The sequence below is a fragment of the Streptomyces sp. Mut1 genome (genome assembly GCF_030719295.1).
Taxonomy (GTDB): domain Bacteria; phylum Actinomycetota; class Actinomycetes; order Streptomycetales; family Streptomycetaceae; genus Streptomyces; species Streptomyces castrisilvae.
In genome coordinates, this window is the sequence record NZ_CP120997.1 from 1,146,442 (window position 1) to 1,162,246 (window position 15,805).

General features: G+C 72.1%; 17 protein-coding genes and 1 pseudogene. 6 read left to right on the top strand and 12 right to left on the bottom strand.

Translation table 11 applies throughout. The annotated features are described in order from the left end of the window. Positions 1-73: 73 nt before the first annotated feature. The 4 genes from P8A18_RS04670 to P8A18_RS04685 all read right to left on the bottom strand — a co-directional run bounded on the left by P8A18_RS04670 (position 74) and on the right by P8A18_RS04685 (position 3,508). Positions 74-751, bottom strand: coding sequence for a GNAT family N-acetyltransferase (locus P8A18_RS04670; protein ID WP_018556235.1), 678 nt, complete (start codon positions 749-751; stop codon positions 74-76). Positions 752-853: 102 nt separating this feature from the next. Continuing rightward, entirely contained in the window at positions 854-1,711 is an 858-nt protein-coding gene (locus P8A18_RS04675) for a MetQ/NlpA family ABC transporter substrate-binding protein (RefSeq protein WP_306051980.1), read from the bottom strand. Positions 1,712-1,784: 73 nt separating this feature from the next. Continuing rightward, the gene (locus P8A18_RS04680; RefSeq protein WP_306051981.1) at positions 1,785-2,453 is read right to left on the bottom strand and encodes a methionine ABC transporter permease; all 669 of its coding nucleotides are present in this window, start codon (positions 2,451-2,453) and stop codon (positions 1,785-1,787) included. After that, positions 2,450-3,508, bottom strand: a complete 1,059-nt coding sequence (locus P8A18_RS04685) for a methionine ABC transporter ATP-binding protein (RefSeq protein WP_306051982.1) — start codon at positions 3,506-3,508, stop codon at positions 2,450-2,452. Before P8A18_RS04685 ends, P8A18_RS04680 begins: the two co-directional genes overlap by 4 nt. Before the next feature lie 635 nt (positions 3,509-4,143). Between P8A18_RS04685 and P8A18_RS04690 the strand changes: the two genes are divergently transcribed. Continuing rightward, entirely contained in the window at positions 4,144-4,503 is a 360-nt protein-coding gene (locus P8A18_RS04690) for a hypothetical protein (RefSeq protein WP_306051983.1), read from the top strand. Between the two features lie 2 nt (positions 4,504-4,505). After that, positions 4,506-4,949: a hypothetical protein gene (locus P8A18_RS04695; protein WP_306051984.1), complete on the top strand. Its 444-nt coding sequence runs from the start codon at positions 4,506-4,508 to the stop codon at positions 4,947-4,949. A gap of 24 nt (positions 4,950-4,973) precedes the next feature. Here the strand turns inward: P8A18_RS04695 and P8A18_RS04700 are convergent, their stop codons facing one another. The 3 genes and pseudogenes from P8A18_RS04700 to P8A18_RS04710 form a co-directional block, all read right to left on the bottom strand. After that, the gene (locus P8A18_RS04700) at positions 4,974-5,480 is read right to left on the bottom strand and encodes a GNAT family N-acetyltransferase (protein WP_306051985.1); all 507 of its coding nucleotides are present in this window, start codon (positions 5,478-5,480) and stop codon (positions 4,974-4,976) included. A 37-nt stretch (positions 5,481-5,517) separates the two neighbouring features. Continuing rightward, positions 5,518-5,733: pseudogene (locus P8A18_RS34430) on the bottom strand (sigma-70 family RNA polymerase sigma factor); the annotation flags it as partial. Between the two features lie 34 nt (positions 5,734-5,767). After that, complete coding sequence (locus P8A18_RS04710) at positions 5,768-6,922, bottom strand: glycerophosphodiester phosphodiesterase (RefSeq protein WP_306051986.1); 1,155 nt, start codon at positions 6,920-6,922, stop codon at positions 5,768-5,770. Between the two features lie 234 nt (positions 6,923-7,156). Between P8A18_RS04710 and P8A18_RS04715 the strand changes: the two genes are divergently transcribed. Further along, positions 7,157-7,828, top strand: coding sequence for a lysophospholipid acyltransferase family protein (locus P8A18_RS04715; protein WP_136315766.1), 672 nt, complete (start codon positions 7,157-7,159; stop codon positions 7,826-7,828). Positions 7,829-7,933: 105 nt separating this feature from the next. Here the strand turns inward: P8A18_RS04715 and P8A18_RS04720 are convergent, their stop codons facing one another. Beyond that, a complete protein-coding gene (locus P8A18_RS04720) occupies positions 7,934-9,478 on the bottom strand; it encodes an MFS transporter (protein WP_306051987.1) in 1,545 nt (514 codons plus the stop codon). Further along, a complete protein-coding gene (locus tag P8A18_RS04725) occupies positions 9,475-10,026 on the bottom strand; it encodes a TetR/AcrR family transcriptional regulator (RefSeq protein ID WP_026250467.1) in 552 nt (183 codons plus the stop codon). Before P8A18_RS04725 ends, P8A18_RS04720 begins: the two co-directional genes overlap by 4 nt. Before the next feature lie 84 nt (positions 10,027-10,110). Between P8A18_RS04725 and P8A18_RS04730 the strand changes: the two genes are divergently transcribed. After that, positions 10,111-10,635, top strand: coding sequence for an HAD domain-containing protein (locus P8A18_RS04730; RefSeq protein ID WP_306051988.1), 525 nt, complete (start codon positions 10,111-10,113; stop codon positions 10,633-10,635). 4 nt (positions 10,636-10,639) lie between these two features. Here the strand turns inward: P8A18_RS04730 and P8A18_RS04735 are convergent, their stop codons facing one another. Together P8A18_RS04735 and argH are read right to left on the bottom strand one after the other, a co-directional pair. After that, entirely contained in the window at positions 10,640-11,611 is a 972-nt protein-coding gene (locus P8A18_RS04735) for an aldo/keto reductase (protein ID WP_018556223.1), read from the bottom strand. A gap of 66 nt (positions 11,612-11,677) precedes the next feature. Further along, on the bottom strand, positions 11,678-13,111 hold the full coding sequence (argH, locus tag P8A18_RS04740) for an argininosuccinate lyase (protein ID WP_306051989.1): 1,434 nt from the start codon (positions 13,109-13,111) through the stop codon (positions 11,678-11,680). Between the two features lie 230 nt (positions 13,112-13,341). Here argH and P8A18_RS04745 point away from each other — a divergent pair, with 230 nt between their 5' ends. Both P8A18_RS04745 and P8A18_RS04750 read left to right on the top strand, forming a co-directional pair. Continuing rightward, positions 13,342-14,514 (top strand): HEAT repeat domain-containing protein, encoded by a 1,173-nt coding sequence (locus tag P8A18_RS04745; protein ID WP_306051990.1) that lies wholly within the window; start codon positions 13,342-13,344, stop codon positions 14,512-14,514. Between the two features lie 28 nt (positions 14,515-14,542). Beyond that, positions 14,543-15,250: a L,D-transpeptidase family protein gene (locus P8A18_RS04750; RefSeq protein ID WP_306051991.1), complete on the top strand. Its 708-nt coding sequence runs from the start codon at positions 14,543-14,545 to the stop codon at positions 15,248-15,250. Positions 15,251-15,266: 16 nt separating this feature from the next. Here P8A18_RS04750 and P8A18_RS04755 read toward each other — a convergent pair whose 3' ends face one another. Further along, positions 15,267-15,803: an arginine repressor gene (locus tag P8A18_RS04755; protein WP_018556219.1), complete on the bottom strand. Its 537-nt coding sequence runs from the start codon at positions 15,801-15,803 to the stop codon at positions 15,267-15,269. Positions 15,804-15,805: the final 2 nt, after the last annotated feature.

Consider the following 15,805-nt stretch of genomic DNA (forward strand, 5'->3'; position numbering starts at 1 on the left):
TCGCAGGCGGGGGCGGGTTGCCCGGAGGCAGGCAGGGTGAGGTTACCCGGTCCCCGCCGGAGCCCGGGGCCGGTCATTTCCAGTCGTTGTACGTGCCGTACCCGCCGGCGTCGGCGAGCTGTTCGGCGACGCCTTCGAGGTCCTCGGGCAGCAGGCCCCAGACGATCAGGTCGGTCCTGATGTCGGTCCATCCTCCGTCCTCGGTCTGTGAGCGCGCTATGCGGGCGTTGCGCAGGACGCCCTCGCTGATGCAGCCGAGCTTCTGCGCGACCTGCTGGGAGGCGGTGTTGTCGGCGGCGGTGCGCAGTTCGATGCGCTCGAAGCCCTGGTCGCGGAAGAGCCACTGGGCGAGGGCGAGCATGGCTTCGGTGGCGTATCCCTCGCCGCGGGCCCAGGGGGCGGTGATGTAGTCGGCCTCGGTGGCCAGGGTGCGCCAGTCGGTGTGGTGCAGCCGTACCGCGCCGACGAGGCGCTGGGTGAGGAACTCGGTGACGGCCAGGGCGATTCCGTCGCCCTTGGTGCGGTGTGCGGGAGCGATCCTGCGCACCCACCGCTCGGCGTCCACCTGGGCGTAGGGGTGGGGTGCGTCGGTCCAGGCCGTGACGAGTTCGTCGTTCATCATCTCGATGTACGCGGGGATGTCCGCCATGTCGAACGGGCGCAGCACCAACCGGTCCGTGCTGATGGAGATGTCCGGGAAGGTGGAAGTCATGCGCAGCTCCATGCCGAAGACCGTGTAAATGCACAGCATGCAGCATCACGGGGAGGGGGCGCATGGCCGGGTCGGTACGGCGGAGCCCCGCACCCCCCGGGCGGGGTGTGCGGGGCTCGTCGGGCAAGTGCCGTGCGGGGGTCAGGACTTGGCGTCGCCGAAGGCCGGGATGACCGAGCCCTCGTAGCTGTCCTCGATGAACTTCTTGACCTCGTCGGAGTGGAGGAGCTTCACGAGCTTCTGGACGCGGGCGTCCTTCTCGTTGCCCTTCTTCACGGCGATGATGTTGGCGTACGGGTTGCCGTCGGCCTTCTCCAGGACGAGGGCGTCGTCGGCCGGCTTGAGCTTGGCCTCGATGGCGTAGTTGCCGTTGATGACGGCGGCGTCCACGTCGTTCAGGGCGCGCGGGACCGTGGCGGCCTCCAGCTCCTTGAACTTCAGGCCCTTCTTGTCGGTGATGTCGCTCAGCTTGGCGCTGGTGCCGACGCCGTCCTTGAGGGTGATGAGGCCGTTCTCGGCGAGCAGCTGGAGGGCGCGGCCCTCGTTGGTGGTGTCGTTGGGGACGGCGATGGTCTGGCCGGACTTGATGCCGTCGAGGCCCTTGACCTTCTTGGAGTAGAGGCCGAGGGGCTCCAGGTGGACGGTGCCGACGGAGACCAGGTGGGTGTCGTTCTTCTGGTTGAAGTCGTCCAGGTAGGGCTGGTGCTGGAAGAAGTTGGCGTCGACCTGGCCGGTCTCGGTGGCGGTGTTCGGCAGGACGTAGTCCGTGAACTCCTTGACCTCCAGCTTGAGGCCGGCCTTCTCGGCGAGGTTCTTCTTGACGAAGCCGAGGATGTCGGCGTGCGGCGTCGGGGACGCGGCGACGACGAGGGCCTTGGAGCTGTCGGCGGCGGTGCCGCTCTTGGGCGCCGGGTCGGAGTCCGTGCCGCAGGCGGTGAGACCGAAGGCGAGGGCGGCGGTGGCGGCGGTGGCAGCGGTGTACTTGATGGTGTTACGCACGAAAAGTGCCTCTTTCAGGTGGTGATGGTGGTGCGCCCGGACAAGGAGTGCGGGCTCGGGGGGACGGGAGGTCTCAGGTGGTGCGGCCGCGGCGGGCCAGCAGGCGGACGGCGATGTCGCCGATCAGCTGGACCAGGGTCACGATGACGATCAGCAGCGCGACGGTGATCAGCATGAACCGGTTGTCGAAGCGCTGGAATCCGTAGGTGACGGCCTTGGAGCCGAGCCCCTCGCCGCCGACCGCGCCGGCCATCGCCGAGTAGCCGATGAGCACGATGACGGTGGTGGTGATGCCGGAGACCAGGGATGGCAGGGCCTGCGGGAGCAGGACCTTGCGGACGATCGTCGGGATGGAGCCGCCCATGGACTGGACGGCTTCCACGAGCCCGTGGTCGACCTCGCGCACGGCCGTCTCGACCAGCCGGGCGAAGAACGGGATGGCGCCCACGGCGAGCGGCACGATCATCGCGGTGGGCCCGATGAAGGTGCCGACGACCCAGGTGGTGAACGGGATCAGGGCGATCAGCAGGATGATGAAGGGCAGTGAGCGCCCGATGTTCACGATCACGCCGACGATCTTGTTCACCGGGGCGTTCCGGAGGAGTCCGCCCTTGTCGGTGAGGACCAGCAGGACGCCGAGCGGCAACCCGGCCAGGACGGTGACGACGGCCGACCACAGCACCATGTAGAGGGTGTCGACGGTGCCCTGGGTGAGCAGCGGCTGCATTTCGGACCAGGTCACTTCGCCACCTCCTTGGTGAGCGGTGCGGGGGCGGGTACGGGTGCGGTGCCGGGTTCGTCGACCGGCTCGGCCTGAAGACCCTGCTCGCGCAGGAAGCCGATCGGGACGACGTTCTCCTCGAACCGTCCGGGCAGCTCGATGCGCATGCGGCCGATCTGCCTGCCGCCGACGGTGTCCATGGCGGCGCCCAGGATCGAGATGTCGATGTTGTACGTACGGGAGAGCTGCGAGATCACCGGGCGGGCGGCGGCGTCGCCGTGGAAGGTGACGTCGACCACCGTGCGGTCGGGTCCGGAGGCGGCGCCGCCGACGGGGAACAGCTCGTGGGCCAGTTCGGAACCGGGGGTGGCGAGCAGTTCGCCGACGGTGCCGGACTCGACGACGCGCCCGTTGCGCATCAGCGCGGCGGAGTCGCAGATCGTCTTGACGACGTCCATCTCGTGCGTGATGAGCAGGACGGTGAGGCCGAGCTGCTGGTTGAGGTCGCGCAGCAGCTGGAGGATGGAGCGGGTGGTCTCGGGGTCCAGAGCGGAGGTCGCCTCGTCGGAGAGGAGCACCTTGGGGTCGCCGGCGAGTGCGCGGGCGATGCCGACGCGCTGCTTCTGGCCGCCGGAGAGCTGGCCCGGGTAGGACTTGGCCTTGTCGGCGAGGCCGACCAGGTCGAGGAGTTCGAGTGCCTTGCGGGACCGTTCGCGGCCGGTGACGCCGAGGATCTCCAGCGGGAGTTCGACGTTGCGCTGGACGGTGCGCGATGCCAGCAGGTTGAAGTGCTGGAAGACCATCCCGATGCGGCTGCGCGCCTCGCGCAGTTCCTTGCCGGCGCGGCGGCCCCGGCCCGCGAGGGCGGTGAGGTCCTGGCCGGCCACGGTCACGGTGCCGGAGGTGGGGCGCTCCAGGAGGTTGACGCAGCGGATGAGGGAGGACTTGCCGGCGCCGCTCCTGCCGATGACGCCGTACACCTCGCCCTCGCGGACGTGCAGGTCGACGCCGTCCAGGGCGGTGACCTCGCGGTCGCGCGACCGGTAGACCTTGGTGAGGCCCGTCGTGGTGATCACAGGGATTTCCGTCACTGTCGAGTGCGCGGCGCGGTGTCCGCCGGGCACGGGGCATTCGTCCGGGGGGGGGGCTGATCCGGACATGTCGATCGGACGTTCCGAGCGGGTTCCCGGGGCGGCCGGGCGCGGCGACGGCCGCGGGCCGGGGTGCCCGTGCGGGCTCGTTCCGCTGGGTGCGGACGGCCTGGGGTGGGTCTCGCTTCGGGGCGCGAGGCTCGGTCGTGGGCCCTCAGAAGGCGCGCATTCGACCCATACAACGAGCACCGGGCGTCGTGATCGCCTCGGTCGCAAGGATGCGGCTGCTCGTCGTGGTCATGGGCCCAAGTAAAACAGACGTAACGTTCCGCCATGACGGGCTGTCCGGATAGCGGACAGCCGTGGATGATGCGCGGGCGGCCATCCGCGCCGCGCGGATTTTCCCAGTCATACCGCTCTGACCTGCGGCGATATGGCCGACAGCTGGTCCTCCGGCCCGCTCCCCCGCGGTCCGGGCGCTCCGGTCGCTGTGGTCAAGGCCACGGTCACCGGCCCGAGCACCCGCCCGCCGCCGTCCGACGGGCCGGGCGCGGGCGGCCGGAGTCCCAGGGCGCGGGGGCGCACGCGGCGGGCCGGGCGCCCCGTAATACCCTCGGCTCATGCTTGACGCCCTGACGATCGCGGTCGGCGTGGCCGCCCTCGCCCTCGCCGCCTGGTGCGGATTCGCCGCCTACCGGGACCAGCCCACCAAGGACTGGCACTTCATGGGCATGGCCGTGGTCTCGCTCCTCGCCCTGGCGCAGCTGGTGGTGGGGATCGTGCAGCTGGCCCGGGGCCAGCGGCCGGAACAGGGCATGACCATCTTCATCGCGTATCTGGCCGGGGCCTTCCTGGCCGTGCCGGCGGCGGGGTTCCTGTCGCTGAGCGAGCGGACCCGGTGGGGTTCGGTGACGGTGGCGGCGGGCGCGGTCGTCCTGGCCGTCCTCGAAGTACGGCTCTACGACATCTGGGGAAGCTGACCGTGACCGACACCGAAACCGACCGCACCCCGGCGACGGCCGAAGGCGAGAAGCGGCCCTTCGACCTCGGCACCGGGCCGGGCCGCGTCCTGGTCTGGTTCTACGGCGTGTTCACCGTGGCGGCGGCGTCCCGCTCGATCGTCCAGATGATCCTGGACTTCGGCCGTGCGCCGCTCGCCTATCTGCTCTCGGCGGTCGCCGCGGCCGTCTACGGCTTCATCACGTACTCGCTGGTGCGCGGCGGCGAGCGGGCGCGCCGCACGGCGCTGGTGTGCTGCGCCGCCGAGCTGGCCGGGGTGCTGATCGTGGGGACGTGGACGCTGGTGGAGCCGTCCGCGTTCGCCGACGCCACCGTCTGGTCGTACTGCGGCCGGGACTACCTGTTCATCCCGGTGATCCTTCCGGTCACCGGGATGATGTGGCTGCGCCGCGCCCGGACCGTGTGACGGCGGGGCGCGGCAGCCGTACGGCTAAGCGCTGGCCACGTAGGCGGCCGGTGCCTGCGCTTCCTTCTCCAGCAGGATCATCATGACCCCGTCCTCGCCGGTGGTGTTGCCGACGGCGGCGTACCCCGCACGCTGGTAGAGCCGCAGGTTGCTCTCGCTGCGGTGGCCGGTGTGCAGCCGGAAGCGGGTGGCCGCGCGCTGGTCGGCGAGGCCCGCTTCCGCCGCCCGCAGCAGCCGGGCGCCGAGGCCGTGGCCGCGCAGCCGGGGGTGGACGCAGAGCCTGCCGATCCGGCCCGTGCCCTCCGGGTCCGTCGATCCGCGCACCGAGCCGACGACCTCGTCGCCGAGCCGCGCCACGTACACCAGGCTCTCCGCGATCTCGGCGCGCACCGAGTCGAGGGTCTGGACGAGCGGGTCGATGCGGTAATTCCCGTACAGCTCCGCCTCGCTCTGGAAACAGAGGTACTGAAGCTTCAGAATCTCTTCGGCGTCCTGCGCGTCCGCCGCCGAGATGATCACGCTCATGCCCATGTGCGCATGCCTCCCGCTCACCTGATCCGCCGGTTGTCTACCGCTCCTTTCCCCGCAGTTCAGGAGCTACAACCTCCGCCGCGAGCATTCTGCGCAGACATCCAAGGCATCGGGAACGCATGGGGCCCAAACTCTCCTGTGACATACCCAACTCCCCTGCGATTCGCCGGTGGCCGGGACCGCTGGGCGCGGCCGGCGGACAGGCGGGCGGGCGGGGCGTCGCGGCATCCCGCGCCGGTCGGCGGGGTGCTGACGCCGGGTCCGGTCACCTGACCGCCGGCCGTGGGCTACTTCGCGGTGAAGTCCGCCGCCGCGAGCAGCGCCGTGTCCGGGTTGTCGGAGAAGATCCCGTCGATCCCGGTCGCGAAGTACGTGGCGAAGGCGCCGAACGCGTCGCCGTACGCGTTGGGGTCCGTACCGCGCCGGAAGTCGGCGGGCAGGAAGGTGTTCTCGTTGCGCATGGTGTACGGGTGCAGGATGAGGCCCTGCGCGTGGGCGTCGCGGACCAGGGTGGTCGGTGCGCCGAGCCGGCCCGACGCGTCCTTGGGGATGATCAGGTCCAGGGTGGGGCCGATGCCCTGCGCGAAGGAGGCCATCCACTTCAGGCCGGCCGGCTTCACCAGGTCGTCGGTGGTGCGCGGGTCGCCGGACACCTCGAAGTCCCAGGGCTTCGTGCCCGCGTCGGACAGCAGCACGACGCGCGGGGTGGCGACGAGCTTCGACAGGCGCCGGATGCTGCCGGGCTCGAAGGACTGGAGGATCAGCGGCGACTGCGCCCGGTGACGGTTGTAGCGGCGCAGCAGCCCGGCGAGCGGCTCCTCCAGGCCGAGGCCGAGGCCCCGGAAGTAGGTGGGGTGCTTGGTCTCGACGTACAGCCAGACCGGCTTGCCCCGGCGCCGGCCCTCGCGGTCGGCCCAGCGCAGGACCTCCTCGAAGGTGGGGATCTCCCAGCGGCCGTCGTAGAGGGTGTTCTTCTGGCGGTTGGCCGGGATGCGCTCCTTGGCGCGCAGCGTCTTCAGTTCGGCGAGGGTGAAGTCCTCGGTGAACCAGCCGGTGAGGGACACGCCGTCGACGGACTTCGTCGTCCTGCGGTTCGCGAACTCGGGGTGCGCGGAGACGTCGGTGGTGGCGGTGATGTCGTTCTCGTGACGGCATACGAGATGGCCGTCACGGGTGGGCACGAGGTCCTGCTCGATGATGTGCGCGCCCATGTCGAGCGCGAGCTGGTAGGAGCCCAGCGTGTGTTCGGGGCGGTAGCCGCTGGTGCCCCGGTGGCCGATGACCGTCGGGACCGGCAGGTCCAGGCGGTGGCCGCCGCCGTGGCCCGGCCTGTCGGCCGCCTGGGCCGTTGTGGTGACGCCCAGCGCGGCGGTCGTGAGCACCGCCGCCCCCGCTCCGATGACGGTCCGTCGTCCCGGCGCGGCCTGCGCACGCTCTGTCATGAATGCTCCTCGCATGTGATGTACGGCACCTGTCGGGCGAGGATCGAGCGTAGGCAGCGGTACGGTCGTGGCGGCGGCACCTGGACGAACATGACGCAAACACGCGTCGACACGGTGTATCCGCCGTGTGAACCCGATGTGCGATCAGGGAGAACCCGCGAGTATCGTCCTCACCTGCATGGACCCTCTCAACCCGTCGCCCCGGCCGGCCCGGCCACTATTCCGGAGGAAGCGTTGTCCCGACTCGCACTCATCAAGGCAGTGCTCGGACCGATCCTGCGCCTGATGTTCCGTCCTCGGATGGAAGGCATCGAGAACATCCCGGGGACCGGGCCGGTGATCCTGGCGGGCAACCATCTGACGTTCATCGACTCGATGATCATGCCGATCTGCTGCGACCGGCCGGTGTTCTTCATCGGCAAGGACGAGTACGTCACGGGCAAGGGGCTCAAGGGCCGCCTGATGGCCTGGTTCTTCACGGGCGTGGGCATGATCCCGGTGGACCGCGACGGCGGGCGCGGCGGGGTCGCGGCGCTGATGACGGGCCGCCGGATCCTGGAGGAGGGCAGGGCCTTCGCGATCTACCCGGAGGGCACCCGCTCCCCCGACGGCCGGCTCTACCGGGGCCGTACGGGCATCGCGCGGCTGACGCTGATGACGGGCGCGCCGGTGGTGCCGTTCGCGATGATCGGCACGGACAAGCTCCAGCCGGGCGGCTCGGGTCTGCCCCGGCCGGGCAAGGTCACGGTGCGCTTCGGTGAGCCGATGGAGTTCTCCCGCTACGAGGGCATGGACCGCGACCGCTACGTGCTGCGGGCGGTGACGGACTCGGTGATGGCCGAGGTGATGCGGCTGTCCGGCCAGGAGTACGTCGACATGTACGCCACGAAGGCGAAGGCGGCCTGATCCGCACGGTGTACGAGAGGGTCCGTCCCCCGGCTGGGGGGACGGGCCCTCTCGTCTTTCCGGATCACCCGTCCGGCCGCTGACCGGACGGGTGGGCCCGGGGCGCTACTCGTGCACGATGCCCTCGTCCAGCTCCTGCCCGCGCAGCAGGAACCAGGCGACGACCGCCGTCGCCAGGAGGACGGCGGCACCCACGCCCGCGGCGAGCCGCAGCCCTTCGGTGAAGGCGTCCTGGGCGGCGGACACCAGCTCGGCCGCCTGCGGGCCCGGCAGCAGGTGCGAGGACTCCACGGCGCCGCCGAGCGACTCGTGGGCGGCCGACGAGACGGCGGGCGGGGTGCCCTCGGGGGCGTTGAAGCTCTGGTAGGCGCCGGTCACGATGGAGCCGAGCAGGGCGATGCCGAGGGCGGCGCCGAGCTCGTACGCCGTCTCGGAGACCGCGGACGCCGAGCCCGCGTGCTCCTTGGGGACGCTGGAGAGGATCACGTCGGAGGTCACGGTGAACGCGAAGCCCGCGCCCACGCCGACGATCAGGAGCAGCGCGCCGATCAGGGGGTAGTCGGTGTCCCGGTGGACGGCGGCGACCGCGGCCAGCGCCACGCCGATCGCGCCGAGCCCGCCGGCCACCACCGACCGTACGGAGTAGCGCCGGGCGACCGTGCCGGCCAGCAGGCCCGCGGTGACCGCGCCGACCGCCGCGGGCAGTTCGGCGAGCCCCGCCTCCAGCGGCCCGCGCCCCTGGACCAGTTGCAGGAACTGGGAGAGGAAGAAGACCAGGCCGGACAGGCCGAGGATGGTCAGCAGGTCGGCGAGGACCGCGCCGGAGAAGCCCCGGTGGTGGAAGAGGCGCATGTCGAGCAGGGGCGCGGGGAGCCGGAACTGCCGGCGTACGAACCAGACGAGCGCCAGCAGCCCGGCGGCGCCCACGAGCGCGAGCTTCCAGCTGCCGCCGTGCGCGGCCAGCTCCTTGACGGCGTAGACGACGGCGAACATGCCGACCAGGGACAGCCCCACGCTCGGCAGGTCCCAGGGTCCGGGCGCCGGGTTCTTCGACTCGGGGATCATCTTGATCCCGACGACCACCAGCACCGCCATGACGGGCAGGTTGATCAGGAAGACCGAGCCCCACCAGAAGTGCTCCAGGAGGAATCCGCCGACCACGGGCCCGACGGCCGCGCCGGCCGAGGCCATCGCGCCCCAGATGCCGATGGCGAGGCTCCGCTCGCGCGGGTCGTGGAAGAGGTTGCGGATGAGGGCGAGGGTGGACGGCATCAGGGTGGCGCCGGCGACGCCGAGCAGGGCACGCGCCACGATCATCATCTCGGGCGTGTGGGCATAGGCGTTGAGCACCGAGACCGCGCCGAACGCGGTGGCGCCGCACAGCAGCAGCTTCTTGCGGCCGATGCGGTCGCCGAGACTGCCCATGGAGACCAGGAGTCCGGCGATGACGAAGGAGTAGACGTCACCGATCCAGAGCAGCTGGGTGCCGGTGGGTTCGAGGTCCTCGCTGAGGAACGGGGTCGCGAGGCCGAGCACGGTGGCGTCGACGGCCACCAGCAGGACGGCGAGGACCAGCACGGCCAGCGCGATCCATCGCCCGGGGCGGTGCGTCTCGAAGGCGGGCTCCGGGCGCTGTTCGACGCTGCTCATTGCTCCACGCTCCGGCGTGCGCCGCCGAGCAGCAACTCGGCGATCATGTACGAGAAGTCGCGTGCCGCCACCCGGCCCGCCTGAACGGCCCAGGCGCCGCTGCCGATGAGTCCGTAGAGGGCCTCGGTCAGCCAGGCGGGGGTCAGGTCGATGCGGAACTCGCCGCGCTCCTGTCCGCGCCGGAAGAAGGCGGCGACGCGGGCGTCCAGCCGGTCCCAGCCGGCGTTCTGCTCGCCGCCCTCGAAGAGCTGGTTCTCGGTCACGAGGAAGGACAGCAGTCCGGCGCTCGGCTCGACGGCGACGACGAACCGGCGCAGCGCCTCCTCGCAGGTGCCCTCGTCCATCGCCGCGGCGTCGAGGGCCGCGCCGAACTCCTGGATGCCCAGCTCCTCCAGGGCCCGGACCAGGGCATCCCGGCCGGAGAAGTGCCGGTGCAGGGTGGCGCGGCCGATGCCGGCCGCCTTGGCGACCTCGTCCATGGTGGCGGTGGATTTGCGGGTCAGCAGGGCGGCGGCACTGCGCAGCACCTGCTCACGATCAAGAGTCATGAGACGACACTAGCCCAATTGAGACATGATTGTCTCACCGGAAATGTCCTCGCCCCGGCCGCCGGGTGCGGGGACCATGGCGTCATGAAGCCGCTGCTGCTGATCGACATCGACGGTCCGCTCAATCCGTACGCGGCGCTCTCCCGCCGCGAGCCCCCGCCGGGCTACACCCGCCACCGCGTGCGGCCGACCGGGTGGACCGCGGGCCCCGCCCTGCCCGTCCTGCTCGACCCCGCACACGGCGAGCGGCTCCTGGCGCTGGCCGGGCGCTACGAGCTGGTCTGGGCGACGACCTGGAAGGACGAGGCCAACGAGTGGATCGGCCCGCGGATCGGGCTGCCCCGGCTGCCGTTCGTCGACTGGCCGCTGATGCACGGGCCGGCGCCGGAGGGGACGTACTGGAAGACCCAGTACGTGGTCGGGTACGCGGCCGGGCGGCCGTTCGCGTGGGTCGACGACGAGATCACCGACCGGGACCGGGAGTGGGTCGGCGCCCGGCGGCCGGCCGGGGACAGCCTGCTGCGGTGGATCGATCCCGCCGTCGGGCTGGAGCGCACGGACTTCGACGCCCTGGCCGCCTGGGCGGACGGCCGGGAGGGCGACGGCTGAGGCGTCAGCTCCACGGGAGTGACGCGCGGTGGCGCCAGTACGCCTCCGGCTCCTCCACCAGGGCGTCCAGCCGGGCCCGCCGTTCCTCGTCAAGACCGAGGACGGCGGCATGGAGGTTGCCGGAGAGCTGGCCGGCGGTGGCCGCGCCGGAGAGCACGACCCCGGCCCACGGCTGGTGCAGCACCAGGGCCAGCGCGACCGCGTCGCTGCCGAGCCCCTCCTCGTCGGCGATCTCCCGGACCACGGCGGGCGCCTGGGTGCCCGCGAGCCGGCCGTTGGCCATCCCCTCCTTGACGATGACGGTGAGCCCGGCGGCATGGGCCTCGGCGAGCGCGGGCCCGGCGGAGGTCTCCAGCGCGTTGTAGGTGGCCTGGACCGTACGGAAGAGGGGCGCGCCGTCGACCGTGACGGCGAGGGCGGCCCGGATCGCCTCGGCCTGGGCGGGGCCGCTGGTGGACAGGCCCACGCTGACGCCGCCCGCGGCCAGTTCGGCGAGGCGGGCGTGCAGTTCCTTGTCGGTGAGCGCCGGGCTGTCGGGGGTCACCGAGTGGATCTGGTAGAGGTCGAGCCGGTCGCCGAGCAGCGCCGCGCTCTCGGCACGCTGGCGTTCGAACGCGGCGAGCGAGTGGTCCTTGACCTCGTGCGCCTCGGCGTCGACGCTCCAGTCGGCGGTGTAGGTGTAGCCCCACTTGCTCCCGATGACGACGTCGTCCGCCTCCGGACGCGCCGCCAGCCAGCCGGCGAGGAACTCCTCGGCGCGGCCGTAGGAGCGGGCCGCGTCGAAGTAGCGGACGCCCTGCGCGTAGGCGGCGTCCAGGAGTTCGTGCGTACGGTCGCGCAGGGCGTCGGGCGAGCGGTCACCGGGCAGGTCCCGGTCGCGGTGGAGGTTGATGTAGCCGGGCCTGCCGACGGCGGCCAGGCCGAGCCCGATGTGGGCGGTCGGGGTGGTCGCTGCGGAAAGTCGGGCGAACGGCATCGCGGGCTCCTCGTCGTCGGCAGGAAACGCGCCTACCCTCCAACGTAGCCCGCGATGCGTGTCCGGCTACTTACCCGCGTCCGCCCAGGCGTGCTGCGCGGCGAGGTCCGCCTTGACCTCGGCGAGCTGGACGGCGACGGCCGACGGGGCGGTGCCGCCCCGGCCGTCGCGGGAGGCGAGCGCACCGGCCACGTCGAGGACGGAGCGGACCTCCGGGGTGAGGTGCTCGGAGATCTTGGCGAACTGCTCGTCGGTCAGCTCGTCCAGCTCGATGCCGTGGTGCTCGCACTCCTTGACGCACTCGCCGGCGACCTCGTGCGCGACGCGGAAGGGCACGCCCTTCTTGACCAGCCACTCGGCGATGTCGGTGGCGAGCGAGAAACCGGCCGGGGCCAGCTCCTCCATGCGGGCGCGGTTCACGGTGAGCGTCGCCATCATGCCGGTGAAGGCGGGGAGCAGGACCTCCAGCTGGTCGCAGGAGTCGAAGACCGGCTCCTTGTCCTCCTGGAGGTCGCGGTTGTACGCGAGCGGCAGGGCCTTGAGCGTGGCCATGAGGCCGGTCAGGTTGCCGATGAGCCGCCCCGACTTGCCCCGGGCCAGCTCGGCGATGTCGGGGTTCTTCTTCTGCGGCATGATCGAGGAGCCGGTGGAGAAGGCGTCGTGCAGGGTGACGAAGGAGAACTCCTTCGTGTTCCAGATGATGATCTCCTCGGCGATCCGGGAGAGGTTGACGCCGATCATCGCGGTGACGAACGCGAACTCGGCGACGAAGTCCCGGGACGCCGTGCCGTCGATCGAGTTGCCCACCGAACCCCGCTCGAAGCCGAGGTCGGCGGCGACCGCCTCCGGGTCCAGGCCGAGCGAGGAGCCGGCGAGCGCGCCGGAGCCGTACGGGGAGACGGCGGTCCGCTCGTCCCACTGCCGCAGCCGCTCCGCGTCCCGGGACAGGGACTGGACGTGGGCCAGGATGTGGTGGGCGAAGAGCACCGGCTGCGCGTGCTGGAGGTGCGTACGGCCGGGCATGGCGACGTCCGGGTGCGCCTCGGCGAGGCCGACCAGGGCGTCCTGGAGGCCGGCGACCAGGGCGCCGATGGTGCGGGCGTGGTCGCGCAGGTACATCCGGAAGAGCGTGGCGATCTGGTCGTTCCGGGACCGGCCGGCGCGCAGCTTGCCGCCGAGGTCGGGGCCGAGCCGCTCCAGCAGGCCGCGCTCCAGGGCGGTGTGGACGTCCTCGTCGGCGATGGTGCCGGTGAAGGAGCCGTCGGCGACGTCCGCCTCCAGCTGGTCCAGGCCCGCGATCATCCGCGTCAGCTCGTCCTCGGTGAGCAGCCCCGCCTTGTTGAGGACGCGGGCGTGGGCGCGGGAGCCGGCGATGTCGTACGGCGCGAGCCGCCAGTCGAAGTGGACGGAGGCGGACAGCCGGGCCAGCGCCTCGGCCGGGCCGTCGGCGAAGCGGGCGCCCCAGAGACGTACATCGCCGTTGCCGTTGCCGTTGCTCACTGCGTGCTCCTCGGAAGAACCAGGGGGATCGGATGCCCGGCCACCGGCGCCATCCACGGTGCGGCCGCTGCTACGATCACTGACAGGCATAACTATGCGGTCCACTGCATGGTTTGTCAAAGACGGTGGCGGGCCCGCCGTCGAGCGGTGGAGGGCCCGCCGAAAATACGCGTGCCCGGCTCCCGCCACCCCCGATACGGTCGCCACCCGGCACACCTCACGGGGGAATCATGAACGACGCCTGGACCACGGCGCGGCGCGTCGCCGCCGGCCTGTCCCCGCACGAAGCGCTCGGCAGCACGGCATCGGCGCAGTCCTGGGCGGCCTTCGACCACGCGGTGCGGGACCTGCCGCCGTACGAGCTCGGGAGCCGCCCGGACTGGGCCCGCTCCGCGTCCACGACCGCCGTCGCCCTGTGCCACCCCGACGGCAGGGTCCGTGAGGCGGCGCTCGGTCACGTCTCCCGCTACCCCGCGCTGCTGCCACTGCTGATCGTGCGCTGCGCGGACTGGGCGGCTCCGGTACGCGACCGGGCCCGGACCCTGCTGGCGAGGACACCCACCGCCGGCCTCCTGGCGCAGACCCCGCTGATCCTGCTGCTGGACCGGCGCGGGCAGGGCGAGTTCGCCGTGGACCTACTCGACCGCGTACTGCGCGAGGGCCCGGCCGGCCCCGTGCACACCCTGCTCGCGAGCGAGGACCGGGCCACGCGCCGGCTCGCCCACCGCATCGCCGTCGACCGCGCTCTCCTCCCGCCGGCCCGGCTGGCCCGCATCGCCGCGCGCTCGGGCGACGCCACCCTCCAGGACCTGTGCGCGGACGCGGCCATCGCCTCGATGCGGGAGGAGGAGTACGGGCAGGTGCTCGGCGTCCTGCTGACGGCCAGGGCGCCCCGCGTCCGGGCGGCGGGCGTCACCGCGCTGCGGCGCACCGGACGGTACGACGAGGCGCGGGCCCATCTCGCCGACCGTTCGAGTGTCGTGCGGGCCTGCGCGCGGTACGTGGTGCGCCAGGGCGGGGGCGACCCGCTGCCCCTGTACCGGGCGCTGTGCGGCGGGGAGATCACCGAACCGGGCGCGGCCGCCGGGCTTGGCGAGTGCGGCGACCGCTCGGACGCCGGCACGCTGTGGCCCCTGGTCCGCCACCCGGTCCCGGCCGTGCGCGTCCAGGCGGTCGCCGGGCTGCGGGCGCTCGACGCGGTGACACAGGACGGGCTGACCCCGCTGCTGGACGACCCGTCACCCCCCGTCGTCAGGGCGGCCACGCGCGCCCTGCTGCCGCACGCGGCCGGATTTCCCCGGGAGTGGCTGGACGCGCGCCACGCCCCGGACCGGCCCCGGGCCACACGGGTGGCGGCGCAACGGCTGCTGCGGGCCGCCGGATACGCCGCTTTCCCGCGCTGATCCGGCCGGAGCGTTCTAAAGTCCGGTCATGCGAAGACTCCTGGCAACCGGTTCGGTCCTGCTGGCTCTCGGCGCCCTGGTCGGGGCCGGGCGGCCCCCACTGGCCACGGCACCGCTGCCGGTGCGGCTGGCCGACACGGGCGGCGGCACCCAGCTGATCACGGCCATGGCGGACGCCACCTCGTCCACGACCGGCACGCTCACCTGGTGGGACCTGCGCGGCGGGCGGTGGGTGGCGGCCGGTACGGCGGCGGCGCGGTTCGGGTCCAAGGGCCTGGCCGAGGGCGCCTCACGCACGCAGGGCACCTGGACGACGCCCACCGGTCTGTACGACCTGCCGTACGCCTTCGGCACCAAGGCGGCGCCGGCCGGGACGCGTTACCCGTACCGGCAGGCCAACAGCGCCTCGTGGTGGTGCGAGGACAACGAGGCGCGCGACTACAACCGCTGGGTGGAGCCGCTGCCCGCCGACTGCCGGGCCGCCGAGTCCGAGCAGCTGACCGCGTACCCCACGCAGTACGCGCGTGCCCTCGTCGTCGGCTTCAACTACGACAAGCCGGTACGCGGCCGGGGCGCCGGGATCTTCCTGCACGTCAACGGCAGCGGGGCGACCGCCGGTTGCGTCTCCGTACCGGCGGCCGCGATGGACCGCGTCCTGGCCTGGGCCGATCCGGCCCGCAGCCCCCACATCGCGATCGGCACCGTCTCCGGCGCGACCGCGATCACCAACTACTGACGGCCGGCGCCCGCCGTCAGCGTTCGTTCTGCGCGAGCCGCAGCAGGTGGTCGGCGAGCGCCTGCCCGCCGGCCGGGTCACGGCTGATCAGCATCAGCGTGTCGTCGCCCGCGATGGTGCCGAGGATGTCGTGCAGTTCGGCCTGGTCGATCGACGACGCCAGGAACTGGGCGGCGCCCGGCGGTGTGCGCAGCACCACCAGGTTGGCCGACGCCTCGGCCGAGATGAGCAGTTCGGCGGAGAGCCGGCGCATCCGCTCCTCCTTGGCGGAGCCGCCCAGCGGTGCCTGCGGGGTGCGGAATCCGCCCTCGCTCGGCACCGCGTAGATCAGCTCGCCCCCGGTGTTGCGGATCTTCACCGCGCCCAGCTCGTCCAGGTCGCGGGAGAGCGTCGCCTGGGTGACGCTCAGCCCGTCGTCGCTGAGGAGCTTGGCCAGCTGGCTCTGCGAGCGCACCGGCTGCCGGTTGAGAATGTCCACGATCCGGCGGTGGCGCGCCGTGCGGGTCTGCGGCACGGACGGCCCGCCGAACTCGGATTCCTGCGCCTCGGTCATCG